Consider the following 25,710-nt stretch of genomic DNA (forward strand, 5'->3'; position numbering starts at 1 on the left):
GGGGTCAGTTGTCCGTTTCGGTGTGGTCCGGTCGGGAGCGGTCGGTCTCTTCGGCCGCGATCTCCCGGAGGACGGCGTCGGCGACGGCGAAGGCGGCGTTGGCTGCCGGGACGCCGCAGTAGACGGCCGACTGGAGGAGCACTTCGCCGATCTCGTCGGGGCTGAGGCCGTTGCGGACGGCGGCCCTGACGTGCAGGGCGAGTTCGTCGCGGTGGCCGCCCGCGACGAGTGCGGTGAGGGTGATACAGCTGCGGGTGCGGCGGTCCAGGATGTCCCCGTTCCAGATCTCGCCCCAGGCGTAGCGGGTGATGAAGTCCTGGAAGCGGGCGGTGAAGGGGGTGGTGCGGGCGACGGCACGGTCGACGTGGGCGTCACCGAGGACCTGGCGCCGGACGGACGTGCCGGTGGCGTGCTTGGTGGGGCGGGGGGCGGCTTGGTCAGGGCCGACTCGGTCCGGGGCGGCTTGGTCAGGGCCGACTCGGTCCGGGGCGGCTTGGTCGGGGGCGGCTTGGTCAGGGGCTCCGGTGGCGGTGAAGTGGCCGAGGAGCGCGGCCAGTACGGGTTCAGGGCGCTCCACGTTGGCCAGGTGCGCGGCGCGCGGGATCTCGGTGAGGGCGGCGTCGGGGATGCCGTCGGCGAGGAGGCGGGCGTCGGCGGGCGGGGTCGCCCGGTCCTCGCGGCCCGCCACGACGAGGGTCGGGGCGGTGATCCTGCCGAGGTCCCCGCGCAGGTCGAAGGCGGCGAGGGCGTCGCAGCAGGCCGCGTACGCGTCGGGGTCGGCGGCCCGCTGCCCGGCGCGCAGCCGCTCGACGGCGGGCCCGTCGAAGCGGGTGGTGAACCAGCGGGAGGGGGCCGACTCGGCGAGCGGTGCGGTGCCCTGGCGCCGCACCAGGGCGGCCCGGTCCGCCCACATGTCGGGGGTGCCGAAGCGGGCGGACGTGCAGACGAGCGCCAGGGAGGCGATCCGGTCGGGGTGGTGCACGGCCAGCCAGGAACCGACAGCGCCGCCGAGGGAGATTCCGGCGTACGCGAAGCGGGTGATGCCGAGGGAGTCGGCGAGGTCGAGGACCAGGTGGGCCAGGTCGGCGACGGTGGCTCCGGGCTTGAGGAGGGCGGCGGGGGAAGCGCCGTGGCCGGGGAGGTCCCAGCGGGTGACGTTGAAGTGTGCGGAGAGGGCGGGGATTTGGGGGTCCCAGACGGAGAGGGGGGTTCCCAGGGAGGGGCCGAGGAGGAGGGGTGGGGCGGTGGTGGGGCCGGTGGTGTGGTGGTGGAGGGGCATGGGGGTCCTGGGTGTTCTGGGGAGGGTGGGGTGGGGTTCGGGCGTGGGTGGGTGCGGGGGTGCGGGTGCGGGGGTGCGGGGGTGCGGGGGTGCGGGGGTGGGCCGGGGCGGGGCGGGGTGGTGCGGCTCCGCCGGGGGCCGCCCCATGCCCACCCGTTCCGCCCTCTGGGCGGCCCAGCTGCCCATGGGGCGGGGGTGGGGCAGGGGCAGGGGCGGGGGTGGGGGTGGGGCAGGGGTGGGGGTGATCGGGGTGGGGTTCAGGGGAGGGGGCGGGTGAGGGCTCTGGTGGTGAGGGTGGGGGCGGCTCCCAGGTAGGTGGTGGGGTCGAGGAGTTCGTGGAGGCGGTCCCGGGAGGGCAGGAGCCGGGCCTCGGGCTGCCGGTGGAGGGCTTCCGGCAGGTCCGTTGCGTGTTCCGACGCGTACCGGGCGGCCCGGAAGAGCAGGTCCCTGGCGGCGGAACGGCCCAGCAGCGGGGCCAGTTCGGCGATCAGGCGTTCCGAGGTGATCAGGCCGCCGGTGCGGTCCAGGTTCTCCCGCATGCGGTCGGGGCGCACCTCCAGTCCGGCACAGAGTTCCACCGCGTCCCGCGCCGCGCCGCCGGTCAGGCGCAGTGCGTCGCGCAGCGGCTGCCACTCGGCGTGCCAGGCACCGGCCGGCCGTTCGTCCTCGGCCGCGAGGGACCCGTACAGTACGGCCGCCAGCGCGGGCACCTGCCGGGCGCTCGCGGCGATCAGGGTCGCCCGTACCGGGTTGCTCTTGTGCGGCATCGCCGAGGAGCCGCCGCCCGTCCCCTCCGCCAGTTCGCCGATCTCGGTACGGGAGAGCACCAGGACGTCCGCCGCGATCTTCCCGAGTGCCCCCGCCGTGAAGGCGAGCGCCCCCGCCAGGTCGGCGACGGGGGTGCGCCGGGTGTGCCACGGAAACGGGGCCGCACACAGGCCGACCTCGTCGGCGAACGCCTCGGCCAGCCGCAGCGGCGCTTCTCCGTCCGCACCGCTCCCCTCTCCCACCGCGAACGCGGCCAACGTCCCGGCCGCGCCGCCGAGTTGGGCAGGGAGCGAGTCGCGTACCACGGTCAGCCGGTCGTGGGCGTCCAGCAGCAGGGCCCGCCAGCCGGCCGCTTTCAGGCCGAAGGTGGTGGGGACGGCGTGCTGGGTGAGGGTGCGGGCGGGCATCGGGGTGGCGCGGTGGGCGGCGGCCAGGGCCGCGAGGGTGGTCGCGGTGCGTGCCAGGTCGGCGGTCAGCAGGTCCAGGGTCCGGGACGCGAGCAGCATCAGGGCCGTGTCGAGGATGTCCTGGCTGGTGGCTCCTCGGTGCACGAACTCCGCGTGCTCTGGCTCCAGTTGGGCCACCTCGGCAGTCAGGTCGGCGATCAGGGGGATCACCGGGTTGCCGCCCGCCCTGGCCCGCAGCGCCAGGTCGCGGACGTCGTAGCGGGGGCGGGCGGGGTCCGCCGCCGCCGTGACCGTCCGGGCCGCGTCGGCCGGGACGGTGCCGAGCCGGGCCTGCGCCCGGGTCAGCGCCGCCTCGGCGTCGAGCATGGCCCGCAGGAAGGCCCTGTCACCGGTGGCCTCCTCGGCGGGACTGCCCACGGACACCGGGGCGAAGAGACCCCCGCCCCCGCAGGGCTCGACGGCAGGCACCCCGGCAGGAGCGGCCCCTGCGAGGGATGCCGTGGCGGGCGGAGTCCGGTGGGACGAAGTCCCGGCGAGCGGAGTCCCGGCGGAGGGCACCCCAGCGGCCCGGGGCTCGTCGCCCGAGGTACCGGCGAGCGGAGTCCCAGCGGAGGGCGCCCCAGCGGCCCGGGGCTCGTCGGCCGAAGGCACTGCGGACGGAGCCTCGTCGGCCGAATTCCCGACCGTCGAAGCCTCGTTGGGCGGAGTCCCGACCGGCGAAGCCTCGTCGCCCGAAGGCCCCAGCGGCGGATTCTCAGCGGAAGTCAAGGAAGACCGTCTCCCTCTCCCCCTGGAGCCGGATGTCGAAGCGACGGGTTCCGTCGGCCTCCCGGCGGGCGAGCAGGGTGGCACGGCGCTCCTCGGGAAGAGCCGCCAGGGCTCCGTCCGTGATCCCGGACGTGTCGTCGGCGAAGTAGGCGCGGGTGTAGAGGTGGTGCATCAGTCCGCGTGCGAAGACGCAGACGCAGAGGTACGGGAGCCGGGCGGGCGGGGCCAGGGTGCGGACCGCCCAGTGGCCGTCGGCGTCGGTGGCCACGCGTCCGAAGCCGGTGAAGTCCACCCCGTTGCGGCCGAGGAAGCCGCCCGTCACCGGGTCGCGGCGGAGCGAGCCCGGCCGCCCTGCCAGCGAGCCGTCCGGGGCGGCCTGCCAGGTCTCGATCACCGCGTCCGGGACCGGGGCGCCCTGCCCGTCGTGGACGTACCCGTGGACGGTGACCGTTCGCGGGTGCCCGGCGGGGGCGATGTCGCCGCCGCCGGTGAAGGGCAGCGCGTACCCGTAGAACGGTCCGACGGTCTGTGAGGGGGTGGGCGGGAGCACGGTGGTCATCAGTGGTCCTCCTCGGGGTCGGGCAGGGTGGCGGCCGGGCCGTCGAGGGTGATGTCCCAGCGGTAGCCGAGCGACCTCTCGGGGCGGGAGAGGGTGTGGTCGTAGGTGGCGACGAGGCGGTCCCGGGCGGCCTGGTCGGTGACCGACTGGAGGATCGGGTCGTAGGGGAAGAGCGGGTCGCCGGGGAAGTACATCTGGGTGACCAGGCGCTGGGTGAAGGCGGTGCCGAACAGCGAGAAGTGGAGGTGTGCGGGGCGCCAGGCGTTCAGGTGGTTGCGCCACGGGTAGGCGCCGGGCTTCACGGTGGTGAAGGCGTAGGTGCCCTGTTCGTCCGTCAGGCAGCGGCCGACGCCGGTGAAGTGCGGGTCCAGCGGGGCGGGGTGCTGGTCGCGCTGGTGGGCGTACCGGCCGGAGGCGTTGGCCTGCCAGAGTTCGACGAGCTGGCCGCGCACCGGGCGGCCGTGGCGGTCGAGCACCCGCCCGCTGACGGTGATGCGCTCGCCGAGCGGTTCGCCCGGGTGCTGCCGGGTGAGGTCGGCGTCGAGTTCGGTGACGTCGGTGACGCCGAAGACGGGGCCGTGCAGTTCGGCGGCCTCCGGGTCGCCGCCGCCGGTCACCGCGACCAGCGGCTGCCGGGGGTGGCGCAACCGGCTGCTGCGGTACGGGGTGAAGTCGCGCGGCGGGTGGTGCGGGGCGGGGGCGCCGTCGAGGACCGCCTTCGCGACGGCGGCGTGCCGGTCGGCGATCTCGGCGCTGATCTGCCGCTGGGTCGGTTCGGCGGTGGGCTGTGGGGTGGTGGGCATGGGGTGGGTCACCTCTCCAGTACGAGTGCGAGGCCCTGGCCGACGCCGATGCACAGGGTGGCGAGCCCGGTGCCGGAGCCGGCCGCCGCGAGCTGATGGGCGACGGCTCCGGTGATGCGGGCGCCGGACGCGCCGAGCGGGTGGCCGAGGGCGAGGGCGCCGCCGCGCGGGTTGACCACGGCGGGGTCGAGGTCGGGCCACTGGGACAGGCAGGCCAGGGCCTGGGCGGCGAAGGCCTCGTTGAGTTCGACGACTCCCAGCCCGGCGAGGTCGCGGCCGGACTTCTTCAGCGCGCGGGCGACGGCCTCGACGGGGCCCGCGCCGAAGTACTTCGGTTCGATGCCGGTGACGGCTGCGGCGCCGATCCGGGCGAGGGGTTCGCGGCCGGTGGCGCGCAGGCCGTCCTCGTCGACGAGGAGGAGGGCCGCGGCGCCGTCGTTGAGCGGGGAGGAGTTGCCGGCGGTGACGGTGCCGTCCGGGCGGAAGACCGGCCGCAGTTCGGCGAGTGCCTCGGGGGTCGAGGCGCGGATGCACTCGTCGCGGGCGAGGTCCGCTCCTTCCACGGGGACGACCTCGTCGGTGTACTCCCCCAAGTGCCATGCGGCGGCGGCTTTTTGATGGCTCGTCAGCGCGAAGGCGTCCTGTGCCTCGCGGCCGATGCCGTACCGGTCGGCGACCAGTTCGGCGCCCTCGCCGAGGGCGACCGTCCACTCCTCGGGCATCCTCGGGTTGGTCATCCGCCAGCCGAGGGTGGTGGAGTACATCTGCGGGTGTGCGGCGGGAAAGGCGCGCTCGGGCTTGGGCAGGACCCAGGGGGCGCGGCTCATCGACTCGACGCCGCCCGCGACGGCGACGGAGGCGTCCCCGACGGCGACGGCGCGGGCGGCCTGGACCACGGCCTCCATGCCGGAGCCGCAGAGCCGGTTGACGGTGACGCCGGGCACGGTCACCGGGAGTCCGGCGAGCAGGACGGCCATGCGGGCGACGTCGCGGTTCTCCTCTCCGGCGCCGTTGGCGTTGCCGAACCAGACGTCGTCGATCCGGGCCGGGTCCAGGGCGGGGGTGCGGTCGAGGAGCGCACGCAGCACGGTGGCGGCCAGGTCGTCGGGGCGGACCCGGGCGAGTGCGCCGCCGTACCTGCCGATGGGTGTGCGGACGGCGTCGAGCACGTACACGTCGCGGAGCCGGTTCACCGGGTCACCGCCCCCGCGAGGGCGACGGGCGCGCCCGTCCGCCGGGCGATCTCCGCGGCGTCGACGCCGGGGGCGGTTTCGACCAGGAGGAGTCCGCCCGGGGTGACGTCCAGGACGCCGAGGTCGGTGATGACGCGGTGGACGCAGGCCCTGCCGGTGAGCGGCAGGGTGCATTCCGGCACGATCTTGGGGGTGCCGTCCTTCGCGGTGTGCTCGGTGAGGACGACGACGCGGCGGGCGCCGTGCACGAGGTCCATGGCACCGCCCATGCCCTTGACCGTCTTTCCGGGGACGGACCAGTTGGCCAGGTCACCGCCCGCCGACACCTGCATGGCGCCGAGGATCGCGGTGTCGATGTGGCCGCCGCGGATCATCCCGAAGGAGAGGGCGGAGTCGAAGAAGGAGGCGCCGGGCAGGACCGTGACGGTCTCCTTGCCGGCGTTGATGAGGTCGGGGTCGAGCTGGTCCTCGGTCGGGTAGGGGCCGACACCCAGCAGCCCGTTCTCGGAGTGCAGGACCACGTCGACGCCGGCCGGGAGGTGGCTGGGGACCAGTGTGGGCAGTCCGATGCCGAGGTTGACGTAGGAGCCGTCGGTCAGTTCGGCGGCGGCGCGCGCGGCCATTTCCGCTCGGGTCCAGGCCATCAGGCGGGCACCGTTCCTTGCGTGGCGGCCGTGCGGACCATGCGCCGTTCGATCGGCTTGTCCGCGGCCTGTTCGGGGGTGAGGGCGACGACGCGCTGCACGAACACGCCGGGTATGTGCACGTTGTCGGGGTCCAGTTCGCCCGGCTCGACGAGTTCCTCGACCTCGGCGACGGTGATGCGTCCGGCGGTCGCCGCGAGGGGGTTGAAGTTGCGGGCGGAGCGGTGGAGGACGAGGTTGCCGTGCCGGTCGCCCCGGGCGGCCCGCACCAGGGCGAAGTCGGTGGTGATGCCGCGTTCCATGACGTACTCGCGGCCGTCGAAGACGCGGACCTCCTTCGCCGGGGAGGGCAGGGCGACGGTGCCGTCGGGGGCGTAGCGCCAGGGAAGTCCGCCGTCGGCGACCTGGGTGCCGACGCCCGCGGGGGTGAAGAAGGCGGGGATGCCGGCGCCGCCCGCGCGCAGCCGTTCGGCCAGGGTGCCCTGAGGAACCAGCTCGACCTCCAGTTCGCCGCCCAGGTACTGGCGGGCGAACTCCTTGTTGTCGCCGATGTAGCTGCCGGTGACCCGGACGATGCGGCCCGCCGCGAGGAGGATGCCGAGGCCGCCGCCGTCGACGCCGCAGTTGTTGGAGACCACGCTCAGCCGGTCGGGGCCGCTGTCGTGGAGCGCCCGGATCAGCACGTTCGGTACGCCGCTGAGGCCGAAGCCGCCGACGGCGAGGGAGGCTCCGGAGGGGATGTCGGCGACCGCTTCGGCGGCGGTGGCCCTGACCTTGTCCATGAAGGAATTCCTGACCCCAGGCTGTTCGCCTGATGAACTAGAGTTCACACTTGACTCGGCCTGAGTCTGCTTCGACCCGTCCGGCCTGTCAATGCCCGGCTACGGTTGCCCTGACGTGCCCCACGGAGAGCCGATGCCCGACATGAACCGCAGCACCACCCCCGACACCACCCGCACCACCCCGCCCCCCGGCACCGGGGAGCAGGACGAGGCGCCCGCCGCCGGACCGCCCGCAGAGGCCGTCGGCCCGCTGCTGCGCGGCCTCGACGTGCTGGGCAGGCTCACCGACGCCGGAGGCCGGCTGAGCCTCGGCGACCTGGTGCGCGCCACCGGCCTCGCCCGCTCCACCGTCGACCGCGTCACCGGCACCCTGGCCCGGATGGGCCACCTCCGGCTGGACGGCCGGGACGCGGTCCTCGCCCCGCGCCTGATGGAGCTGGGCAACGCCTTTCTCGCCTCGATCCGCGTCCCGGCCCTGCTCGGCCCGCACGCCGAGCAACTCGCCGACGCGCTCGACGAGTCGGTGTCGCTCGCGGTGCCCGACCGGGACGGCATCCGCTTCGTCCACCAGTCCACGCGCCGCCGGGCGATGTCGCTGAGCTTCCGCATCGGCGACCTGCTGCCCGCCGAACGCACCGCCCCCGGCGCCCTGTTCGCCGCCGGCTGGGACGCCCGGGAGTGGGCGCGCTGGCGGGAGCGGCGCGCGGCCGACCCGCAGGGGCTCGCCTTCCACGCCGTACCGCCGGGCCCCGACTCCCCCGACGAGGCGCACTTCATCGACCGCGTCCGGGCCGCCGGGGAGCAGGGGTGGGCGCTGGACGACCAGTTGATCGAACCGGGTCTGGTCGCGCTGGCGCTGCCGGTACGGGACCCGGACGGGCGGCCGGTGTGCGCGGTGAGCGTGGTCAGCCACACCAGCAGGCACGGGGCCGGCTCGCTGCGCGGGGCGATGCTGCCCCGGCTGCGCGCGGCGGTGGCCACGATGGAGCGCGCGCTGCGCGAGGCGCCCGAAGCCCCCGCCGATCGGGACCGGGCGCTGGCGAGCTGGACGACCGCGTCGAAGCAGGAACTGGGCGCCGGTTTCGTGGAGTCGCTGGCGCGCGGGCTGACGGTGCTGACCGCGTTCGGCGAGGGCGCTCCGGCGCTGACACTCTCGGCGGTGGCTCAGGCGTGCGGGCTGGCCAGGGCGACCGCACGCCGGGCGCTGATCACCTTCGCGCACCTGGGGTACGTGGAGTCGGACGGCGGCCTGTTCCGGCCCACGCCACGGGTGCTCGGGCTGGGCTTCCCGCCGCTGTCGCGCCGTACCCTGCCGGAGATCGCCGAGCCGCACCTCGCGGACCTGTCGCGGCGGGTGCACGACTCGGCGTCGCTGTCCGTGCTGACCGGCGGGGAGATCCAGTACACGGCCCGGATCGCCACCAGCCGCGTCATGAACGTCAACATCACGGTGGGCACCCGGTTCCCCGCGTACGCCACCTCCATGGGCCGGGTGCTGCTCGCCGATCTGCCCGCGCCCGTACGGGCGGAGCGTCTGGCCGCGACACCGCCGCGGGCGCTGACCCGGCACACGGTCACCTCGGAGCCGGAACTGACCGCGCTGCTGGAGCGGGTGCGCGAAGAGGGGTTCGCGCTGACCGACGGCGAACTGGAGGAGGGCCTGCGGTCCGTGGCCGTACCGGTGCGCGACCGCACGGGGCGTGCGGTGGCGGCCGTCAACATCGCCATGCACACCAGCCGCCGTACCGCCGGGGAGTGCCGCACGGTGGTGCTGCCGGAGCTGCGCGCCGCGGCGGCCCTGATCGAGGAGGACCTGGCGGTGGCCGGGCGGTTCACCCGTACGGCGCTCTGCTGAGGCGGCCGGGCGGGAATCGGGCGTGCGGGGGCGGGTGTTGGACCGCGTACGGGCACCGGGTACGGCAGGCACTCCGTGTCTCCCGGAGCACGGGCCCGTACCGCCGAGCACACAGCGACAGCAGAAGGAGCACCCGTGGCACTCTCCCGCGACGCACGCGAGGAATTCCTGGCCGAACCGCACATCGGCGCGCTCTCCGTCGAAGCGGGGCCCGGCCGGGCCCCGCTCACCGTGCCGATCTGGTACCAGTACACGCCCGGCGGCGACCTGTGGATCCTGACCGGTTCCGGCTCGCGGAAGGCGGAGCTGATCCGGGCCGCGAAGCGGTTCACGCTGATGGCCGACCGGGTGGATCCGACGATCCGGTACGTGTCGGTGGAGGGCCCGGTGGTGGACGAGCGGCGGGCGACGCTGGAACAGCTCACCGAGATGTCGGCCCGCTACCTCCCGGCCGGGCGGGTGGCGTCGTACGTGGACTCCGTGTGGAAGGAGGACGACGCTCCGGCGATCATCACGATGCGCCCGGAGCGCTGGCTGACCGCGGACCTCGGGTCCGTCTGACCACACCCGTCCCACAGCTCCCACCTGGGACGATCGCGCTGGGACGCAAGGGTTCCGGATCTCAGGGCCAGCCCTGATGTCAGACCCCGGCGGCCTGCATATCGTGTTCTCACCGGCACCGTTCCGGGGACGACGACGGGGGAAGTACGGGGGATCTCGGGGGAGACGTCGTCCCGGAACGGTTTGCCGTGTTCAGTTGCGCTGATCACGCCCGCGGGCCGCTCACACACGCGGGCTGATCAGGCCCTGAGATAGGTGAGCACCGCCTTGACCCTGCGGTGGTCGTGCAGGTCCGTCTCCAGCGCCAGTTTGGCGAAGATGTTGCGGACGTGCGTCTCCACCGTCTTGGCGCCGATGACCAGGCTGCCCGCGATGGCGTCGTTGCTGCGGCCCTCCGCCATCAGGCCCAGCACCTCGCGTTCGCGGGCGGTCAGCTCGTCGAGCGGTCCCGGTGCCCGCGGGGTGTCCAGGAGCCTGGTCACCACCTCGGGGTCCAGGACGCTCTCGCCCGCCGCGACCCGCTTGAGCGCGCCGGCCAGTTCGTCGATGTCGGCCACCCGCTCCTTGAGCAGGTAGCCGAAGCCGCGCGGGTCCTCGGCCAGCGCCCGTACCGTGTCGGTCGTCTCCACGTACTGCGACAGCAGCAGGACCCCGGTGCCGGGGTGGCTGCGGCGGATCCGGGCGGCGGCGTGCAGCCCCTCGTCGGTGTGGGTGGGCGGCATCCTGATGTCCAGGAGCACGGCGTCGGGCCGGTGCTCGGCGACCAGCGCGGGCAGCCGTTCGGCGTCCCCGAGTGCTGCCGGGACCTCGAAGCCCGCGTCGGTGAGGAGTCGTACGACGCCCTGTCTGAGGAGCGCCGAGTCCTCGGCCACTATCACCCGCACGGGAGCTCCGCCCTGATTCTGGTCCCGCCACCTGCGGGAGATTCCACGTGCAGTATCCCGTCCACGGCGGCCAGCCGGTCCGCCAGCCCCCGCAGTCCGCTCCCCCGCGCGGTGTCGGCGCCGCCGATGCCGTCGTCGACGGTCTCCACGACGAGGCGGCCCCCGGTGTACCGGGCGGAGACGCTGACGGCGCGGGCCTGTGCGTGCTTGGCCGCGTTGGCGAGGGCCTCGCAGACGGTGAAGTACGCGGTGGACTCCACCACCGGGTCGTAGCGGCGGGGTTCGGCCGCGACGACGACGGGCAGCGCGGCCTGCTGGGCGAGGGCGGCGAGCGCGGGGCCGAGTCCTTCGCGGGTGAGGACGGCGGGGTGGATGCCGTGGGCGATGCCGCGCAGTTCTTCGAGGGCCAGCTTCAGGCTCTCCTCGACCTCGGCGACCGAGCGGCGCAGGGACGGGTCCGGGTGGCCGGTGAGGCCCTTGTCGACGCGGCGCAGCGCCATCAGGGCGAAGACGAGGCGGGCCTGTGCGCCGTCGTGCAGGTCCCGCTCCAGCCGGCCGCGCTCGGCGTCGGCGGCCCGGACGATGCGCGAGGTGACCTCCTTGGCCTGGGTGCGCAGCGAGAGGTTCTCCAGGGCGAGCCGCAGGGCGGCGCCGACCGCTTCGAGCAGTTCGGGGTCCTCGTCGAGTGCGGGGTCGTGCTGGAGGAGGGCGAGCGGGGTGCCCCGGGAGGAGTCGACCCGGGTGCGTCCGGGGCCGGTGCCGCGCACCGCCTCGCCCGCCCCGTCGGCGTACCTGTTCCGCTCCTCCTGCCACAGGCCCAGGCGCAGCCCGGGGTCGCCCAGCACCCGGCCCAGGACGTCCCGCAGCCGGTCCTGGTCTGGATCGGTGCCCAGGTCGATGACGAGGTCGCCGACCTCGGCTCGCTGCAGCCGCATCCGCAGCAGACCGGTGAGGAAGGCGACGGGGACGGCGACCTGGGCGAGGTCGGAGAGCAGGAAGACGACCTCCTGGAGGGGGCCGGACGGCGGCTCGGGGAGCAGCAGGAGCAGCAGGTCCCACAGCAGGAACGCGGAGGCGATGGCGATGGCGATCCAGGCGGGCAGCAGGGCCCTGCGGCGGGCCACGGAGGCCTGCTGCCAGCGGCGCAGGATCGCGACGACGAGCACCACGGACAGCACCCAGCCGAGCGACCGGTAGACGGTGTCGAAGGGGGTGAAGAGGTCGGCGAGCGCGGGGACGTGCAGCAGGTTGGGGCCGCAGTCGGTGCACGAGAGGTACGTCGCTTCGACGGCGACCTTGGCCGGGTCGTAGGTGAGGGCGCGCAGCAGGCCGCCGAAGGCGACGAGGCCGTAGGAGAAGAAGGTGAGGCGGCGGGCGAGCGCGGAGCCGAGGCGGCCGTCGGGGAAGGAGAGCACGAGGTGGACGAGGACGGCCATGTTGAGCGCCTCCCACCAGGCGCCCACGGCGAACAGGGCGGGCACCCCGGTGCCCTGGAGGTTCCCGACGAACCAGCTGATGCCCTCGGCGACCATCAGGAGGCCGGTGCGGTTGGCGGGCCGGTGCCACCAGGCGACCAGCCCGCCGCCCGCGTACGCGAGGCCGACGGCGAGGTCCCGGCCCACGTCGAGGGCCGTGCCGCCCACGCGCAGGTACGCCCAGCTGCCCGCGGCGGCCATCGCCGCCGCGACCAGGGCGGACGCGGCCATGCGTATGCGCAGGGTGCGGGTGGGGTCGGAGGGGTTGCCGGGGGTGCTCTCCCGGTGCTGCCTGTTCACGGCCACACGGTAGGCCATCGGCGGGCGGGGGTCGTGGGGCACGGGAGCCGCCGGTGCTCTCGGACCCGCGCCGGAGCGCGCCCCGCGCGTCGGCGGCGGGCCGGGCGCCTGGGCCGGGGCGGCATTCGTGTGCCTGACCGGGGCGCGCCCCGGAAGGGGTCGCGACGAGGCTGGCATCGTGCGGTCGCAGGGTCGTGAAGCGGTCGATTTCCCGTGCCGTGCCCGGGAGTTCGTGAAAGGATGCTGCCTCCGCGATCACTCCTGCCCCAGGGAGACCGGATGTCGCAGGGCTCCAGCACCACCCCCGCCGGCCAGGCGGAGATCGCCGCGTTCGTGCGGGACTGCTGGCGGCGGGAGACGGCACGGCCGCTGCCGGTGGTCGTGCTGCTCGGGCGGCCCGGCAGCGGCAAGACGTACGCGCTGGACCACTTCGCGCACGAGGCCGCGGGCGGCATCACCGCGCGGATCGACTACGCCCCGCTGCCCGTGCAGCGGCCCTACGAGATGGCCGTGCACCTGGCGTTCCTGCTGGCCCGCAAGCACTCCCGGGTGCGCCCGCCGCGCTTCCCCCGCCTCATGCTGGGGCTGCTGGCACTCAATCTGAGCGATCTGCCGCTGGACAACCGGGACGCCGCCCGCAAGCAGCTCAAGGCGGCGCTGAGCAGTGCCCGCAGCAGCGCCGCCGTCGAGGCGGCCGAGGCGGCGGGCGGTCTCATCGACAACCTGGGCCTGTCCCCCGTGCCGAACCTGGAGCTGGCCGCCGGACTGCTGGTGCGGGGCTTCACCCACCTGCCGCCGGCCACCGCCCTCAACCGGGCACTGGTCTCCTACGGCCGGGGCAGCGCCAAGGAGGGTATCGACGCGCTGATCGAGCTGAACCGGCGCCACCGCACCGGGATCGGGGCGGACGCGGAGCTGGTGGACCGGGGGCTGTGCGAGGTGTTCCTGGACGACCTCACCGCCTCCTTCGGCAGCCGGGGCCGGCTCTACAACTGCCTGGCCCTGCTGGACAACGTCGACCGCCCCGACGTCACCGCCTTCCTGGAGACGCTGGTCCGGCTGCGCGCGGAGAAGGCCCGCTCCGGCTCCTGCGACCCGCTGCTGGTCGTCGCCACGGCCGCCTCCACCCGCGGGGTGCCGGGCCCCGGTGACGGCACGCCCGGCGATCCCCACATCCGGCTGCCGGAGGACCTGACCTACGCGGCGTGGCACCCGCGCGGGGACGCGGCCCCGCCGGACTGGTGGTGCCCGGTGCGGCTGCGCGACCTGGACGAGATCGAGGTCGGTCTGGAGGCCACCCGTTACGAGAAGGAGCGCGCCGCCGGGCGGACCGGACCCCCGGAGCCCTGGGTGCTGCCCGCCACCACCCCGCTGATCCACCGGCTCACCTACGGGCATCCGTGGAGCGTGCGCACCCTGCACGAGGTGCTGGCGGCGCTGCGCGCGGGCGGCCCGGCCGAGAGCGATCTGCGGGGCGTGCTCGCGGTGCGCCCGCCGGGTGCCGGGGTTCCGCTCTCCGACGTCGTACGGGCCAGGCTGCTCGCCGGTTTCACCGAGGACCAGCAGGCTGCGGCACTGCTGATGGCGGCGGCCCGCACGCCCAGGTCCGCGGTGAACGCGGGGCTGCTGAACGACCAGCCGGAGCACGCCAGGGACACCGTGATACGGGAGCTGCGGGAGCGGCTGTGGCTGTCGCGGCGGGTCCCCGAGGACGCGCACACCCGGGGCGGGCGCGGCCCGTCGGGCTATCTGCTGCCGCAGCCGAACAGCCGGGGCGAGAGCGCCGTCGACTCCACCTTCGACACCCAGCCGGTGCTGCACCCCTGGCTGCGGCTGCTGCTGCTGGAGCGGCTGACGGATCCGGCGAACGGGTCGCTGGAGGAGTGGCGGCGGCTGCACGGGGTGCTCGCCACCTGGCACGAGCGGCACCACCAGCCCCTGGACGGCCTCTACCACCGGCTCGCCCAGGGCGAACTCCAGGCGGTCGTCGACCACTTCGCCACCGGGGTGTCCCGTGCGGACCTGGTGCCGTGGCTGCGGGAGCTGTACCACGTGACGGCCGCGCCGATGTACGCCGCGTGGCTCTCCGACGAGACCCCGCAGCGGCAGTCCTCCGAGCTGGCCCGCGAGCTGGCCCCGGCCGCGTACGCCGACGAGCGTCTGGGCAGACCGCTGGCCGAGCTGTGCGCGGCGCTGTGGCTCGCGGGCGATCCGCGCAACCGGCTGCCGCTGGGCCGCCCCGAGCTCCATCACAAGGTCGCCGCGAAGCTGCGGCAGGTGGCCGCGGTGGCCGACGCGGACGCGGACACCCTGCTGGACGAGGCCGCCCGCTACACGGACTGACGACACATCAACTCCACTGCTGGGTCTATCGCTTGAGGAAGAGGGGGCCGCACATGGGGTGGCTGCGCGGGAACCGGGAGCGCCGCTCCGGCTGGGTGGGAGAGCTGCCGCCGTGGTGGCGGCGCTGGCCGGGCAACGCGATCTCCCTCGTGGCCGTGCTGGCCGTGGTGGCGGGCGCTCTGGTGTGGATACTGCGGCCCGATCCGCCGGTGGACACCTCGTGCGCCGAGGGCGTGGTGCGGGTCGAAGGTGTGTGCGTCGGCCTCACCGACGGCTCGTACCACTTCGACGAGAAGAACCTCGGTCCCCTCTTCGAGCGGATCAAGGCGGAGAACGACACGGTGGACGAGGAGTCGGCGAAGAAGGGCGGGGTGAGCCACGTCGGCATCGTCTATCTGATGTCGATGGTCCCGGACGCCAAGGACACCAACACCCCCGACTCGGTGCGCCACGAGCTCCAGGGCGCGTACACCGCGCAGATGGAGGCCAACCACACCAACAAGTACGGCGACACCCCGAAGATCAAGCTGCTCCTCGGCCACCTGGGGAACGGCGCAGCGCAGGCCGACACCACGCTGGAGCAGATCCGGCTGCGTACGGCACCGGAGCGCATCGTCGCGGTCGCCGGGCTCGGCACCAGCACCCGGGCCACCGAGGGAGTGATCCGCCGGATCACCGCCCCGCCGGCCGAGAAGGGGCTGCAGCTCGCCGCGGTGGGCTCGGTGCTGACCGCCGACACCCTCAGCAAGGTGCCGGGCCTGGTGCGGGTCGCGCCGGTCAACTCGGACGAGGCGTCGGCCGCCGCCGCGTTCCTGCGGCAGAAGGAGAACGTCCGCAAGCGGGTGCTGGTGGTGCAGGACCAGCGGGCGGACGACCACTACACCAAGACGCTCGGGGACAGGTTCCTGGCCGCCCTCCCGCCCGAGCGGCTGGCGGCGAAGACCGAGAAGTACGACTCGTCGCAGGCCGGGGTGGCCACCGCGTTCAAGACCCGGATGTCGACGATCTGCGCGGCCAAGCCGGACGTCGTCTACTTCGCGGGCCGGGGCATCGACCTGCCCCGCTTCCTGGCACCGCTCAAGGACCGCCCTTGCGCCAACGACCGGCCGGTGCTGGTGATCTCCGGCGACGACGCCTCGCAGACCGCGCAGGCGGCCGGCTTCCAGGACATCAAGGACACCCTGCGGGACGGCAACGTGCGGCTGGTCTACACGGGGCTCGCGCACCCGGGGAGCTGGAAGCTGCGGCCCACCGCGTATCCGGGGGCGGCGAAGCCGTCGTTCGGCGAGGGCGGCCGGTTCCGTACGACGTTCAAGGAGGAGGCGCTGGACGACGGGCAGGCCATCATGGGGCACGACGCGGTGCTCACCGCGGTCGCCGGGATCCGTCTCGTCGCGGAGAACTCCGTGAACAACAACGGTGCGGTGTCCGGTTCGGAGGTCATCCAGATATGGGGTTCGCTGCACGGCACCGAGGCCGTGCAGGGCGCGAGCGGGCTGATCTCGCTGGGGAGCGACGGGTCGCCGGAGCGGAAGGCGGTGCCGATCATCGAGATCGGCAAGGACGGTTCGGTGTCCACCCTCGCGGTGTCGGCACAGGGCGGGAGCCCGCTGACCACCAAGGACGTCACCGGGTAGGCGGGGGCCGCCGCGGGGCGGACGGCCGGTGACCGCCAACCGGCCGGGGAAATACGTGCGTTACACACGGGAGTGCGGCCGGAAACACCGGCTCCCTACTGTCACCCGTCACGGTCCCCACCCCCACCCCCTTGGAGGCATCCGTGACGGTCGATCAGACGCCCGCCGTCGAGCCCCGGCCGCCGGGCGCCCCGCCGCGGTCCGCCACCCGGTCCCCCGCCTCGGAGACCCTGGAGGACTACACCCTCCGCTTCGCGCCGCGCGGCTACCGCCGCTGGACCCCGGCCGTCGTCGGTGCCTCCGCGCTGGGCGGCATCGCGTACATGGCCGACTTCTCCATCGGAGCGGGCATCGGCATGGCCCACGGCACCGGGAACGCCCTGCTGTCCATCCTGGTCGCCGCCGCCGTCATCTTCGTCTCCGGCATCCCGCTCGCCTACTACGCGGCGCGCTACAACCTCGACCTGGACCTGATCACCCGCGGCTCGGGCTTCGGCTACTACGGTTCGGTCCTCACCAGCGTCATCTTCGCCAGCTTCACCTTCATCTTCTTCGCCACCGAGGGCGCCATCATGGCGCAGGGCCTCAAGTTCGCCCTGGGGATGCCCCTGTGGGCGGGCTACGCCCTGTCCACCCTGGTCATCGTCCCGCTGGTGATCTACGGGATGAAGGCGCTCACCAAGCTCCAGTCGTGGACGAACCCGCTGTGGATCGTGCTGATCGTCGCGCCCCTGGTGTACGTCGTGGCGACCGAGCCGGACGCGGTCGGGCGCTTCCTCGCGTACGGGGGCGGCTCGGGCGACGGCGGGATCTCGACGGCGGCCGTCGTGCTGGGCGCCGGTGTCTGCCTCTCCCTGATGGGACAGATCGGCGAGCAGATCGACTACCTGCGGTTCATGCCGCCGCGGACGGAGGCCAACAAGCGCTCCTGGTGGACCGCGACCCTGCTCGCCGGACCCGGCTGGGTGGTCTTCGGCGCGCTGAAGCAGGCGATCGGCGTCTTCCTCGCCGTGTACATCGTGGACGCGGTGGGTGTCGCCGCGGCCGTCGAGCCGATCGAGCAGTTCACCGCGGCGTTCAAGCAACTGATGCCGGGGTGGCTGGTCGTGCCGCTGGCGCTGCTGCTGGTGGTCCTCAGCCAGGTGAAGATCAACGTCACCAACTCCTACTCGGGCTCGCTCGCCTGGACCAACTCCTACACCCGGGTCACCAAGCACTACCCGGGCCGCACCGTCTTCGTCCTGGTCAATCTGGCGATCTCGCTGGTCCTGATGGAGGCGGACATGTTCGCCCTGCTCAACAGCGTGCTCAGCTTCTACGCGAACTGCGCCATGGCGTGGGTGGTCACCGTCGCCACCGACATCGGGGTCAACAAGTACCTGCTGAAGCTGTCGCCGAAGCAGCCGGAGTTCCGGCGCGGGATGCTGTACGCGGTCAACCCGGTCGGGCTGGTCTCCTTCCTCGCGTCGTCGCTGCTGTCCATCGCCGTGTACTTCGGCCTGTTCGGCCGGGCGCTCCAGCCGTACTCGCCGGTGGTCGCGGTGGTCGTCGCGGTGCTCCTGACGCCCGCGACGGCCGTGCTCACCCGGGGCCGCTACTACCTGCGCCGCACCGACGACGGCATCGCCGAGCCGCTGCTCGACGCGGACGGCAACCCGAGCGGCACGGTGTACGACTGCGGGGTGTGCGAGCAGCCCTTCGAGCGTCCCGACGTGCTGGCCAGCGCCCGGGGCGGGATCATCTGCTCGCTGTGCCTGTCGACGGACCGGGAGGGTACGCACGTACTGCCCGCCCGGGTTCGCTGAGGCCACCGGCGTACTCGGTCGCCGCGTCCAGCAGCCAGTCGGCCAGGTGACCGGCGTACGACGCGCCCACCAGGACCCGGCACCCGGCGCCCGGCCCGGCCACCAGCACGACCTGGACGCGGGCCAGGGTGGTCTGCGCGCACTGCCCGTCGGCGAAGGCGCGCGGATGCAGGTCGAGGGCACAGCCGTGGGCGAGCAGGTCGCGGGCGCGGGGGCCGCCGACGAGGAGGGTGGTGCGCCGGGCGGAGACATCGGTGACGGCGACCACCCCGCGGCCGGCCGCCGCCCTGATCCGGTGCTCCAGGCCGCCCCCGGTGCCCGGCGGCCCCACCACCAGCCACTCGTCGGGGCCGAGCCACAGCACCGCCGAAGGCCCCGCCCGGACGGCGGTGTTCGGTTCGAGCGGCAGCGGAACGCCCAGCGCGAGCCCGACGGCGTCCGCCGCCGCGCCCTTGGCGTCCGTACGTACGTCGAGCTGGGCGAGGAAGGGCAGTTCGGCCAGCCGGACCGCTCCCCGGGAGGCACGGGACGCGGCGGCCAGCCGTGCGGCGGCGCCCGCCAGGGGGCTGCGGCCGGGGGTGGTGTCAGCCATCGCGGTGGGCTCCTTCGGGGTCGTACTGGACAGGGTCCACCACGGTCACCGGGACCAGCCGGTCCGCCACCGGGGCGTAGAGCCGGTCGCCGACGCGCCCGCGTCCGCCCTCGACCAGGCCGAGCGCGAAGGTCCGGCCGAGCGCGGCGCTGCGGTAGCTGGAGGTGACGTGGCCGAGCATCGGCACCGGCGGGGCGGGCAGCGGGCTCCGGGCCACCAGTTGTGTCCCCTCGGGCAGCAGGGTGGCGGGGTCCTCGGGGAGCAGTCCGACCAGCTGCCTGCGGTCGGGGCGCGCGGTGTCGGGCCTGGTGAAGGAGCGTTTGCCGAGGAAGTCGCGCTTCTTGGCCGACACCGCCCAGCCGAGGCCGAGGTCGTACGGGGTGACGGTGCCGTCGGTGTCCTGCCCGATGACCGGGTAGCCCTTCTCCGCGCGCAGTACGTGCATGGTTTCGGTGCCGTACGGGGTGATGCCGTACGGTGCCCCGGCCTCGCGCAGCGCGTCCCAGAGGGCGACCGCGTGCCAGGGGGACACGTTCAGCTCATAGGCCAGTTCGCCGGAGAAGCAGACGCGGGCCGCGATGCCCGCGACGGAGGTCTCCCGCAGGGTCATGAACGGAAAGCTCTCGTTGTCGCACGCCAACTCCGGTGCCAGCGAGGCCAGTACGGACCGGGAGCGGGGGCCGGTCAGGACCAGGGTGGCCCACTGTTCGGTGACCGAGGTGCAGTGGACGCGCAGCTCGGTCCACTCCGTCTGGAGCCATTCCTCGATCCAGTCGAGGACGGCCGCCGCGTTTCCCGTGGTGGTGGTGAGCAGGAAGCGGTCCGGGGCCAGGCGGGCGGCGGTGCCGTCGTCGAGGACCATGCCGTCCGCGCGGCACATGACGTGGTAGCGGATCGCACCGGTCCGCAGGGTGCTGAGCGTCCGGGTGCTGAGCCGGTCGAGGAGGAGGGCCGCGTCCGGGCCCTGGACGTCGATCTTGCCGAGGGTGGAGGCGTCCAGCAGGGCGACGGCCCCGCGGGCGGCCGTGCACTCCCGCAGCACGGCCGCCGCCATGTCCTCGCCGTCGCGCGGATAGTGGCGGGGGCGCTTCCACGGGCCGACGTCCTCGAAGACGGCGCCGTGCTCGACGTGCCGTTCGTGCAGGGCCGTGACACGGACCGGGTCGAGCAGGGCGCCGCGGTTGCGGCCCGCGAGCGCGGCGAAGGCGACGGGGGTGAAGGGCGGGCGGAAGGTGGTCGTGCCGAGCGCGGAGACCTCGACACCGAGGAGTTCGGCGACCACGCCTCCGGCGAGCACTCCGGAGGTCTTGCCCTGGTCGTTGGCGGTGCCCGCGGTGGTGTAGCGCTTGGTGTGTTCGAGGGAGCGCAGCCCGGCGGCCGTCGCACGGGCCAGGTCGGCGACGGTGACGTCCCGCTGGAGGTCGACGAACTCCGGCGCGCTGTCGCCGCCCGCGGTGCCCGGCACGCGGAAGACGTGCATGGGCGGGGTGTACGGCTCGGTGGCCACCCGGGGCAGCACGGGTGCGGCGGCCGGGTGGCCCTCCGCCTCCACCGCCCTGGCCCCCGCCGCCGCTCCCTGGGCGAGCACTTCGGCCAGGTCGAACACGCCGTCCGCGCCGCCGACGGCCTCGACGGCCTGCCGGCAGCCGTCGGGCACGAAGCAGCCGAGCACCTCGTCGTACCGGAGCCGGCCGCCCGCCTGGCTGTAGAGGTGGGTGACGGGGTTCCAGCCGCCGGAGACGAGCAGGAGGTCGGCGGGGAACTCCCGGGTGGGTGAGGAGCGGCCGAAGGGGGCGACGGTGACGGAGGTGAGGCGGGTGCCGAGGGCGGGAGCGGGGCCGGAGGGAGTACGGCCGGTGGGGGTGTGGCCGGAGAGGTCTTGCCGGTCTCCGTCGGGGGTGTCGGGTGCGTCGGCCGCCGTGCCGATGACGGCGTGCGCGGTGAGTACCTCGATGCCCGCCCGGCGTGCGCGCCGGGCCCACTCCCCCGCGTCCGGGCGGGTGTCGACGATCGCCGCCACCCGCGCGCCGGCCCCGGCGAGGTCGAGCGCGGCGGCGTAGGCGCTGTCGTTGGTGGTGAGGACGACCGCCCGGCGGCCGGGCAGCACCCCGAAGCGGTTGACGTAGGTCCGGGCCGACGCGGCCAGCATCACGCCGGGGCGGTCGTTGTCCGGGAAGGCGAGCGAGCGCTCGTGGGCGCCGGTGGCCAGAACGACCCGGCGGGCCCGGATCCGCCAGACGCGTTCGCGGGAGAGAGCGGCGGGGGCGGCGGCGCCGAGGTGGGGGGTGCGGCGTTCGACGGCGAGGAGGTGGTTGTCGTCGTAGTGGCCGAAGACGGTGGTGCGGCGCAGGACGCGTACCTCGGGGGCGGCTTCGAGGCGGGCCGTGGTCTCCTCCGCCCAGCCGGGGAGGCGCCCCGTGCCGGTGAGGCTGCCGCCCGGGGCGGGGCCGTCGTCGGCGAGCACGACGCGGGCGCCGCTGTGGGCGGCGGCCGTCGCGGCGGCGAGACCGGCGGGTCCGGCGCCGACCACGAGGAGGTCGCAGTGGGTGTGGATCGCGTCGTAGCGGGCCGGGTCGGGGACGGTGGCCAGGCGGCCCCGGCCGGGCAGACCGGTGGCGACGAGGCCGTCGTACAGCTCGACGGTGGTGGCGGGCAGCATCGGTTCGGGGAAGGGGGCTTCGATCTGGACGAGGGCGTTGGGCTCCTCGGGGCCGGCCGAGAAGATGCCGCGGGGGCGGTGGAGTTCGATGCTGGTGGAGGTGTGGATGAGGCCGTTCGCGAGGAGGGCGGCGGCGAGGGTGTCGCCTTGGTGGCCGGTGAAGGGGGTGCCGTTGAAGTGGAAGTGGAGGGGGGTGCGGGAGGTATGGGGCTGGGCGGGGGTGGGGGGTTCGGCTCCGCCGGGGGCCGCCCCCTTGCCCGCCCGTTCCGCCCCCGGGGGGCGGCCCCGCCGCCCAAGGGGGGTCGGGTGGGGGGTGAGGATCTGGTGTGTGGTGGTGTCGCGGAGGAGGGGGAACCAGCGGCGGCAGCCCGCCGTGTGGCTCCAGCGTTCCTCGGAGGGGCCCTTGGGGTTGGCGCGGAAGAAGAGGTAGCGGGCCCATTCCTCGTCGGTCAGGGCCGCGGGGTCCTCGGGGTACGGGACGTGCGCCTGGCCTCCGTACCTGAACTCGGTCTCGTCGCGCGGCCCGCACCACGGGCAGGGAATCAGCAGCATCCGGTCGGCTCCCTCGTGTCCCTCGTGACCCTCGTGGTCCCTGGCGGTCTCTAGTGGGCCACCGCGGCGGCGCCGTGTTCGTCGACGAGCGCGCCGGTGGTGAAACGGTCCAGGGAGAAGGGGGCGTTCAGCGGGTGCGGCGCGTCGTGGGCGATGGTGTGCGCGAAGACCGCGCCGGCGCCCGGGGTGGCCTTGAACCCGCCCGTGCCCCAGCCGCAGTTGAGGTAGAGGTGGGTCACCGGGGAGAGCCCGACGACGGGCGAGGCGTCGGGGGTGACGTCGACGATGCCGCCCCAGGTGCGCACCACATGGGCGCGGGCGAAGACCGGGAACAGCTCCACCGCGGCGGCCATCTGGTCCTCGATGACGTGGAAGGCGCCGCGCTGGGTGTACGAGGTGTACGGGTCGATGCCCGCCCCCATGACCAGTTCCCCCTTGTGCGCCTGACTGACGTACACGTGCACCGCGTTGGACATGACGACCGTCGGGTGCACGGGTTCCAGCAGTTCGGAGACCAGTGCCTGCAACGGGTGGCTCTGCAGGGGGAGTTCGATGCCCGCCATGGCCGCGAGCACCGAGGTGTGCCCGGCCGCGCACAGCGCCACCTTGCCCGCCGCGATCCGGCCCCGGGTGGTCCGCACGCCGACGACCCGCCCGCCGGTGATGTCGAGGCCGGTGACCTCGCAGTCCTGGATCAGGTCGACGCCGGCGGCGTCCGCGGACCGGGCCAGTGCCCAGGCGACGTGGTCGTGCTTGGCGATGCCCGCGCGCGGCTGGTAGGTGGCGCCCAGGACCGGATGCCGTACGTCCGGTGAGATGTCGACGATCGGGCAGACCTCCTTGACCTGTGCCGGGTCCAGCCAGTGGGCGTCGATGCCGTTGAGCCGGTTCGCCCCGACCCGCCGGACACCGTCGCGGACGTCCTGGAGGCTGTGGGCGAGGTTGAGCACTCCGCGCTGCGAGAAGAGGATCGGACGGTCCAGTTCCGCCTCCAGTCCCTCCCACAGGGTGAGCGCGTGCTCGTAGATGCCCGCGCTTGCGTCGAGGAGGTAGTTGGAGCGGATGATCGTGGTGTTGCGGGCCATGTTCCCGCCCGCGAGCCAGCCCTTCTCCAGGACGGCGACGTCCGTGATGCCGTGGTTCCTCGCCAGGTAGTGGGCGGTGGCCAGGCCGTGTCCGCCGCCGCCCACGATCACCACCTCGTACGACCGCCGGGGCTCGGGCGAGCGCCACAGCCGGCCGGGCCGCGCGCTAGCCACGGAGCCGGGACATGGCCGGGTCGAACAGGGGCTCCTCGGCGACGACCGCCTCGACGCGCCGGTCGAAGTAGCCGATGTGGAGGGTGGTGCCGGGTGCGGTGAGTTCGGCGGGGAGCCAGGCGTAGGCGATGCCCCGGCCGATCGTGTAGCCGTACGCCGCGCTGGTGACGTACCCGGCCGGGCGTCCGCCCTCGTACACCGGTTCGCCGCCCATGACGATGTCGTGCGGGTCCTCGACGGTCAGGCAGGTCAGTCTGCGGCGGACCTCGGACCTGCGCCTCTCCAGCGCCGCCCGGCCGATGAAGTCGCCCTTGTCCGGCTTGACGGCGAAGCCGAGCCCGGCCTCGTACGGGTCGTGCTCGTACGTCATGTCGGTGCCGAAGGCCCGGTAGCCCTTCTCCAGCCGGAGGCTCTGGAAGGCGCTGCGGCCCGCCGCGATGCCGCCCAGCGGCCGGGCCGCCCGCCACAGCGTGTCCCACAGCGCGAGGCCGAGGTCGGCGGTGGTGTACAGCTCCCAGCCGAGTTCACCGACGTAGCTCAGCCGCATCGCGGTGACCGGCACGCAGCCGATGTACGCGCTCCGGGTGCGGAAGTAGCCCAGGCCCCGGTCGGAGAAGTCCGTGTCGGTGAGGGGTTGCAGGACCTCGCGGGCGAGCGGTCCCCACAGGCCGACGCAGCAGGTGCCGGGGGTGAGGTCGCGGATCCGCACGGTGTCCTGCGCGGGCAGGTGGCGGGTGAGCCACTGGAGGTCGGTGTGACCGTTGACACCGACCTGGAAGCGCTCGGGGCCGGTCCTGGCGACGGTGATGTCGCTCCTGATGCCGCCGTGCACGTCCAGGAGCAGGGTGTACGTCACACTGCCGACCGGCCGGTCGACCCGGCCGGTGCACATCCGCTCCAGGAAGGCGGCGGCACCGGGTCCGGCGACTTCGAGCCGCTTGAGGGCCGTCATGTCGTAGAGGGCCACGGTCCGGCGCGTGGTCAGCGCCTCGGCGCCGACGACCGGCGACCAGTGGCGGGCGGCCCAGTCGTTCGGCGTGGGGATCCCAAGTCCCTCCAGGAGGGGCGAGTTGGACTCGTACCACTGGGGGCGTTCCCAGCCGCCGGCCTCCAGGAAGCGGGCGCCCAGCTCGTGCTGGCGGGGGTGGAAGGGGCTGGTGCGGACCGGGCGCGGGGGTCCGGAGGGCTGGAGGGGGTGCCGGATGTCGTAGACCTCGGCGAAGTTGCGGCAGCCGCGGGCCAGGACGTACGCGGGGGCGAGCTGGTGCGGCTCGAAGCGGTCGACGGCGCACTCGTGGAGGTCGAAGGAGGAGCAGTGGCCGTCGACCAGCCACTCGGCCATGGCGCGTGCCACGCCCGCGGAGTGGGTGACCCAGACGGCCTCCGCCACCCAGAATCCGCGCAGCTGCGGGGATTCGCCGAGGAGCGGCAGGCCGTCGGTGGTGAAGGAGAACAGGCCGTTGATGCCCTCCTCGATCCCGGCGGCGCCGGTCGCGGGCAGCAGCGACCGGGTCTCGCGCCACGCGTCGGCGAAGTCGTCCCCGGTGAACTTCAGCACCGAGGGCATGCCGTCCGCCGCGTCGAGGGGGCGGATGTCGTCGGCGCTCACCGGCATCGGGCGGTGCCCGTAGGAGCCGATGCCCAGCCGGTCGTAGCGCTCCCGGAAGTACAGGTCGGCGTCCTGGTGGCGCAGGACCGGGTGGACCGCCTCCGCGGTGCGGCCCGCGAGGGCGGGCAGCGGCCGGGTCCAGGCGAACTGGTGGGCCAGCGGGGTGAGCGGCAGGTCCGTCCCGGCCATCCGGGCGATCCGCGGGCCCCAGATGCCGGCGCAGCACACCACGATGTCGGCGGCGATGTCGCCCCGGTCGGTGCGCACCCCGGTCACCCGGCCTCCGGTGTGCCGCACGTCGAGGACCTCGTGCCGGGCGAGCAGGCGCACGCCGCGTCCGGCGGCGGCACGGAGCTGTGCCTGTACGGCGAGTACGGACCTGGCCAGGCCGTCGGTGGGCACCAGGAGTCCGCCCAGGAGGCGGTCCCGGTCGAGCAGCGGGTGCCGGGCGGCGCACTCGTCCGCGTCGACGACCCGGGAGGCGACGCCCCAGGAGGTGAGCCAGCCGTGGCGGCGGTGCAGTTCCGCGAGGCGTCCGGGGCCGGTGGCCACTTCGAGGCCGCCGACCGGGAGGAAACAGGGCCGTCCCGCGACGTCGAGGGTGCGGAACTTCTCGACGGTGCTGCGGGCCAGCTCGGTCATCGTCCTGGACGGCGAGGCCTGGAAGACCAGGCCGGGGGCGTGCGACGAGGATCCGCCTGTGGCGGGCAGCGGGCCCTGGTCGACGACCGTCACCTCCGTCCAGCCGCGTGCGGAGATCTCGTCGGCGAGCGCCGCTCCGACCACGCCCGCTCCGATGACGACCACGCGGGGTCCCGTCATCGCCGCACCTCCTGCTCGACCGGTGTTGGGGTCCTCGTCTGTTTTGTTGGGCTTCTCCGCCGGGCCGCCCGGTGGCCGGCCCGGCCGTTGTGTCCTGCGCCTATAGTTCCGCCGTGAGCAACTACAGCCCAGAGAGCGGGAGTTCGGGCGGGCA

Annotated in this window: 18 protein-coding genes; 5 read left to right on the plus strand and 13 right to left on the minus strand. The window is 74.1% G+C overall.

All coding sequences use genetic code 11. The features are described from left to right. Positions 1–4: 4 nt before the first annotated feature. The 7 genes from pcaD to ACFYVL_RS05250 form a co-directional block, all read right to left on the minus strand. The gene (pcaD, locus tag ACFYVL_RS05220; RefSeq protein WP_389241449.1) at positions 5–1,279 is read right to left on the minus strand and encodes a 3-oxoadipate enol-lactonase; all 1,275 of its coding nucleotides are present in this window, start codon (positions 1,277–1,279) and stop codon (positions 5–7) included. Between the two features lie 257 nt (positions 1,280–1,536). Then, positions 1,537–2,877: a 3-carboxy-cis,cis-muconate cycloisomerase gene (pcaB, locus tag ACFYVL_RS05225; protein WP_389241450.1), complete on the minus strand. Its 1,341-nt coding sequence runs from the start codon at positions 2,875–2,877 to the stop codon at positions 1,537–1,539. A 331-nt stretch (positions 2,878–3,208) separates the two neighbouring features. Then, positions 3,209–3,781, minus strand: coding sequence for a protocatechuate 3,4-dioxygenase subunit alpha (pcaG, locus tag ACFYVL_RS05230; RefSeq protein WP_389241451.1), 573 nt, complete (start codon positions 3,779–3,781; stop codon positions 3,209–3,211). Next, positions 3,781–4,584 (minus strand): protocatechuate 3,4-dioxygenase subunit beta, encoded by an 804-nt coding sequence (gene pcaH / locus ACFYVL_RS05235; RefSeq protein ID WP_389241452.1) that lies wholly within the window; start codon positions 4,582–4,584, stop codon positions 3,781–3,783. The genes pcaG and pcaH overlap by 1 nt, the downstream gene beginning before the upstream one ends. Positions 4,585–4,592: 8 nt before the next feature. After that, entirely contained in the window at positions 4,593–5,777 is a 1,185-nt protein-coding gene (locus ACFYVL_RS05240; RefSeq protein WP_389241453.1) for a thiolase family protein, read from the minus strand. Beyond that, positions 5,774–6,421: a 3-oxoacid CoA-transferase subunit B gene (locus ACFYVL_RS05245; RefSeq protein WP_389241454.1), complete on the minus strand. Its 648-nt coding sequence runs from the start codon at positions 6,419–6,421 to the stop codon at positions 5,774–5,776. The genes ACFYVL_RS05240 and ACFYVL_RS05245 overlap by 4 nt, the downstream gene beginning before the upstream one ends. After that, positions 6,421–7,203, minus strand: coding sequence for a CoA transferase subunit A (locus ACFYVL_RS05250; RefSeq protein WP_389241455.1), 783 nt, complete (start codon positions 7,201–7,203; stop codon positions 6,421–6,423). The genes ACFYVL_RS05245 and ACFYVL_RS05250 overlap by 1 nt, the downstream gene beginning before the upstream one ends. A gap of 142 nt (positions 7,204–7,345) precedes the next feature. On the opposite strand from ACFYVL_RS05250, the gene ACFYVL_RS05255 reads away from it, so the two are divergent. Both ACFYVL_RS05255 and ACFYVL_RS05260 read left to right on the plus strand, forming a co-directional pair. Then, a complete protein-coding gene (locus tag ACFYVL_RS05255) occupies positions 7,346–9,058 on the plus strand; it encodes an IclR family transcriptional regulator C-terminal domain-containing protein (protein ID WP_389241788.1) in 1,713 nt (570 codons plus the stop codon). Positions 9,059–9,193: 135 nt separating this feature from the next. Then, entirely contained in the window at positions 9,194–9,619 is a 426-nt protein-coding gene (locus tag ACFYVL_RS05260; protein WP_389241456.1) for a pyridoxamine 5'-phosphate oxidase family protein, read from the plus strand. Between the two features lie 239 nt (positions 9,620–9,858). Here ACFYVL_RS05260 and ACFYVL_RS05265 read toward each other — a convergent pair whose 3' ends face one another. Together ACFYVL_RS05265 and ACFYVL_RS05270 are read right to left on the minus strand one after the other, a co-directional pair. Further along, the gene (locus ACFYVL_RS05265; protein WP_389241457.1) at positions 9,859–10,503 is read right to left on the minus strand and encodes a response regulator; all 645 of its coding nucleotides are present in this window, start codon (positions 10,501–10,503) and stop codon (positions 9,859–9,861) included. Next, complete coding sequence (locus tag ACFYVL_RS05270) at positions 10,494–12,278, minus strand: sensor histidine kinase (RefSeq protein WP_389241458.1); 1,785 nt, start codon at positions 12,276–12,278, stop codon at positions 10,494–10,496. Before ACFYVL_RS05270 ends, ACFYVL_RS05265 begins: the two co-directional genes overlap by 10 nt. Before the next feature lie 279 nt (positions 12,279–12,557). On the opposite strand from ACFYVL_RS05270, the gene ACFYVL_RS05275 reads away from it, so the two are divergent. From ACFYVL_RS05275 to ACFYVL_RS05285, 3 genes are all read left to right on the plus strand, one after another. Then, the gene (locus tag ACFYVL_RS05275; RefSeq protein WP_389241459.1) at positions 12,558–14,621 is read left to right on the plus strand and encodes a hypothetical protein; all 2,064 of its coding nucleotides are present in this window, start codon (positions 12,558–12,560) and stop codon (positions 14,619–14,621) included. Positions 14,622–14,674: 53 nt separating this feature from the next. Continuing rightward, positions 14,675–16,258 (plus strand): ABC transporter substrate-binding protein, encoded by a 1,584-nt coding sequence (locus tag ACFYVL_RS05280; RefSeq protein ID WP_389241460.1) that lies wholly within the window; start codon positions 14,675–14,677, stop codon positions 16,256–16,258. A gap of 143 nt (positions 16,259–16,401) precedes the next feature. Next, the gene (locus ACFYVL_RS05285) at positions 16,402–18,063 is read left to right on the plus strand and encodes a purine-cytosine permease family protein (protein WP_389241461.1); all 1,662 of its coding nucleotides are present in this window, start codon (positions 16,402–16,404) and stop codon (positions 18,061–18,063) included. Here ACFYVL_RS05285 and ACFYVL_RS05290 read toward each other — a convergent pair. The 4 genes from ACFYVL_RS05290 to ACFYVL_RS05305 are packed head-to-tail and all read right to left on the minus strand — an operon-like array spanning position 17,996 to position 25,556. Beyond that, on the minus strand, positions 17,996–18,655 hold the full coding sequence (locus ACFYVL_RS05290; RefSeq protein WP_389241462.1) for a sarcosine oxidase subunit gamma: 660 nt from the start codon (positions 18,653–18,655) through the stop codon (positions 17,996–17,998). The genes ACFYVL_RS05285 and ACFYVL_RS05290 overlap by 68 nt on opposite strands. After that, the gene (locus ACFYVL_RS05295; RefSeq protein WP_389241463.1) at positions 18,648–21,866 is read right to left on the minus strand and encodes a sarcosine oxidase subunit delta; all 3,219 of its coding nucleotides are present in this window, start codon (positions 21,864–21,866) and stop codon (positions 18,648–18,650) included. Before ACFYVL_RS05295 ends, ACFYVL_RS05290 begins: the two co-directional genes overlap by 8 nt. Positions 21,867–21,916: 50 nt before the next feature. Beyond that, positions 21,917–23,125, minus strand: coding sequence for a sarcosine oxidase subunit beta family protein (locus ACFYVL_RS05300; protein ID WP_389241464.1), 1,209 nt, complete (start codon positions 23,123–23,125; stop codon positions 21,917–21,919). Further along, positions 23,118–25,556 (minus strand): FAD-dependent oxidoreductase, encoded by a 2,439-nt coding sequence (locus ACFYVL_RS05305; RefSeq protein WP_389241465.1) that lies wholly within the window; start codon positions 25,554–25,556, stop codon positions 23,118–23,120. The genes ACFYVL_RS05300 and ACFYVL_RS05305 overlap by 8 nt, the downstream gene beginning before the upstream one ends. Positions 25,557–25,710: the final 154 nt, after the last annotated feature.

The sequence above is a fragment of the Streptomyces sp. NPDC004111 genome (genome assembly GCF_042874215.1).
GTDB lineage: Bacteria > Actinomycetota > Actinomycetes > Streptomycetales > Streptomycetaceae > Streptomyces.

Excerpts from the sequence above, each read along its gene's own strand:
- ACFYVL_RS05275 (WP_389241459.1), top strand. The coding sequence starts at position 12,558 with ATGTCGCAGGGCTCCAGCACCACCCCCGCCGGCCAGGCGGAGATCGCC.
- pcaG (WP_389241451.1), bottom strand. The coding sequence starts at position 3,781 with ATGACCACCGTGCTCCCGCCCACCCCCTCACAGACCGTCGGACCGTTC.
- pcaH (WP_389241452.1), bottom strand. The coding sequence starts at position 4,584 with ATGCCCACCACCCCACAGCCCACCGCCGAACCGACCCAGCGGCAGATC.
- pcaD (WP_389241449.1), bottom strand. The coding sequence starts at position 1,279 with ATGCCCCTCCACCACCACACCACCGGCCCCACCACCGCCCCACCCCTC.
- ACFYVL_RS05295 (WP_389241463.1), bottom strand. The coding sequence starts at position 21,866 with ATGCTGCTGATTCCCTGCCCGTGGTGCGGGCCGCGCGACGAGACCGAG.
- ACFYVL_RS05280 (WP_389241460.1), top strand. The coding sequence starts at position 14,675 with ATGGGGTGGCTGCGCGGGAACCGGGAGCGCCGCTCCGGCTGGGTGGGA.
- ACFYVL_RS05290 (WP_389241462.1), bottom strand. The coding sequence starts at position 18,655 with ATGGCTGACACCACCCCCGGCCGCAGCCCCCTGGCGGGCGCCGCCGCA.
- ACFYVL_RS05305 (WP_389241465.1), bottom strand. The coding sequence starts at position 25,556 with ATGACGGGACCCCGCGTGGTCGTCATCGGAGCGGGCGTGGTCGGAGCG.
- ACFYVL_RS05255 (WP_389241788.1), top strand. The coding sequence starts at position 7,346 with ATGAACCGCAGCACCACCCCCGACACCACCCGCACCACCCCGCCCCCC.
- ACFYVL_RS05245 (WP_389241454.1), bottom strand. The coding sequence starts at position 6,421 with ATGGCCTGGACCCGAGCGGAAATGGCCGCGCGCGCCGCCGCCGAACTG.
- ACFYVL_RS05250 (WP_389241455.1), bottom strand. The coding sequence starts at position 7,203 with ATGGACAAGGTCAGGGCCACCGCCGCCGAAGCGGTCGCCGACATCCCC.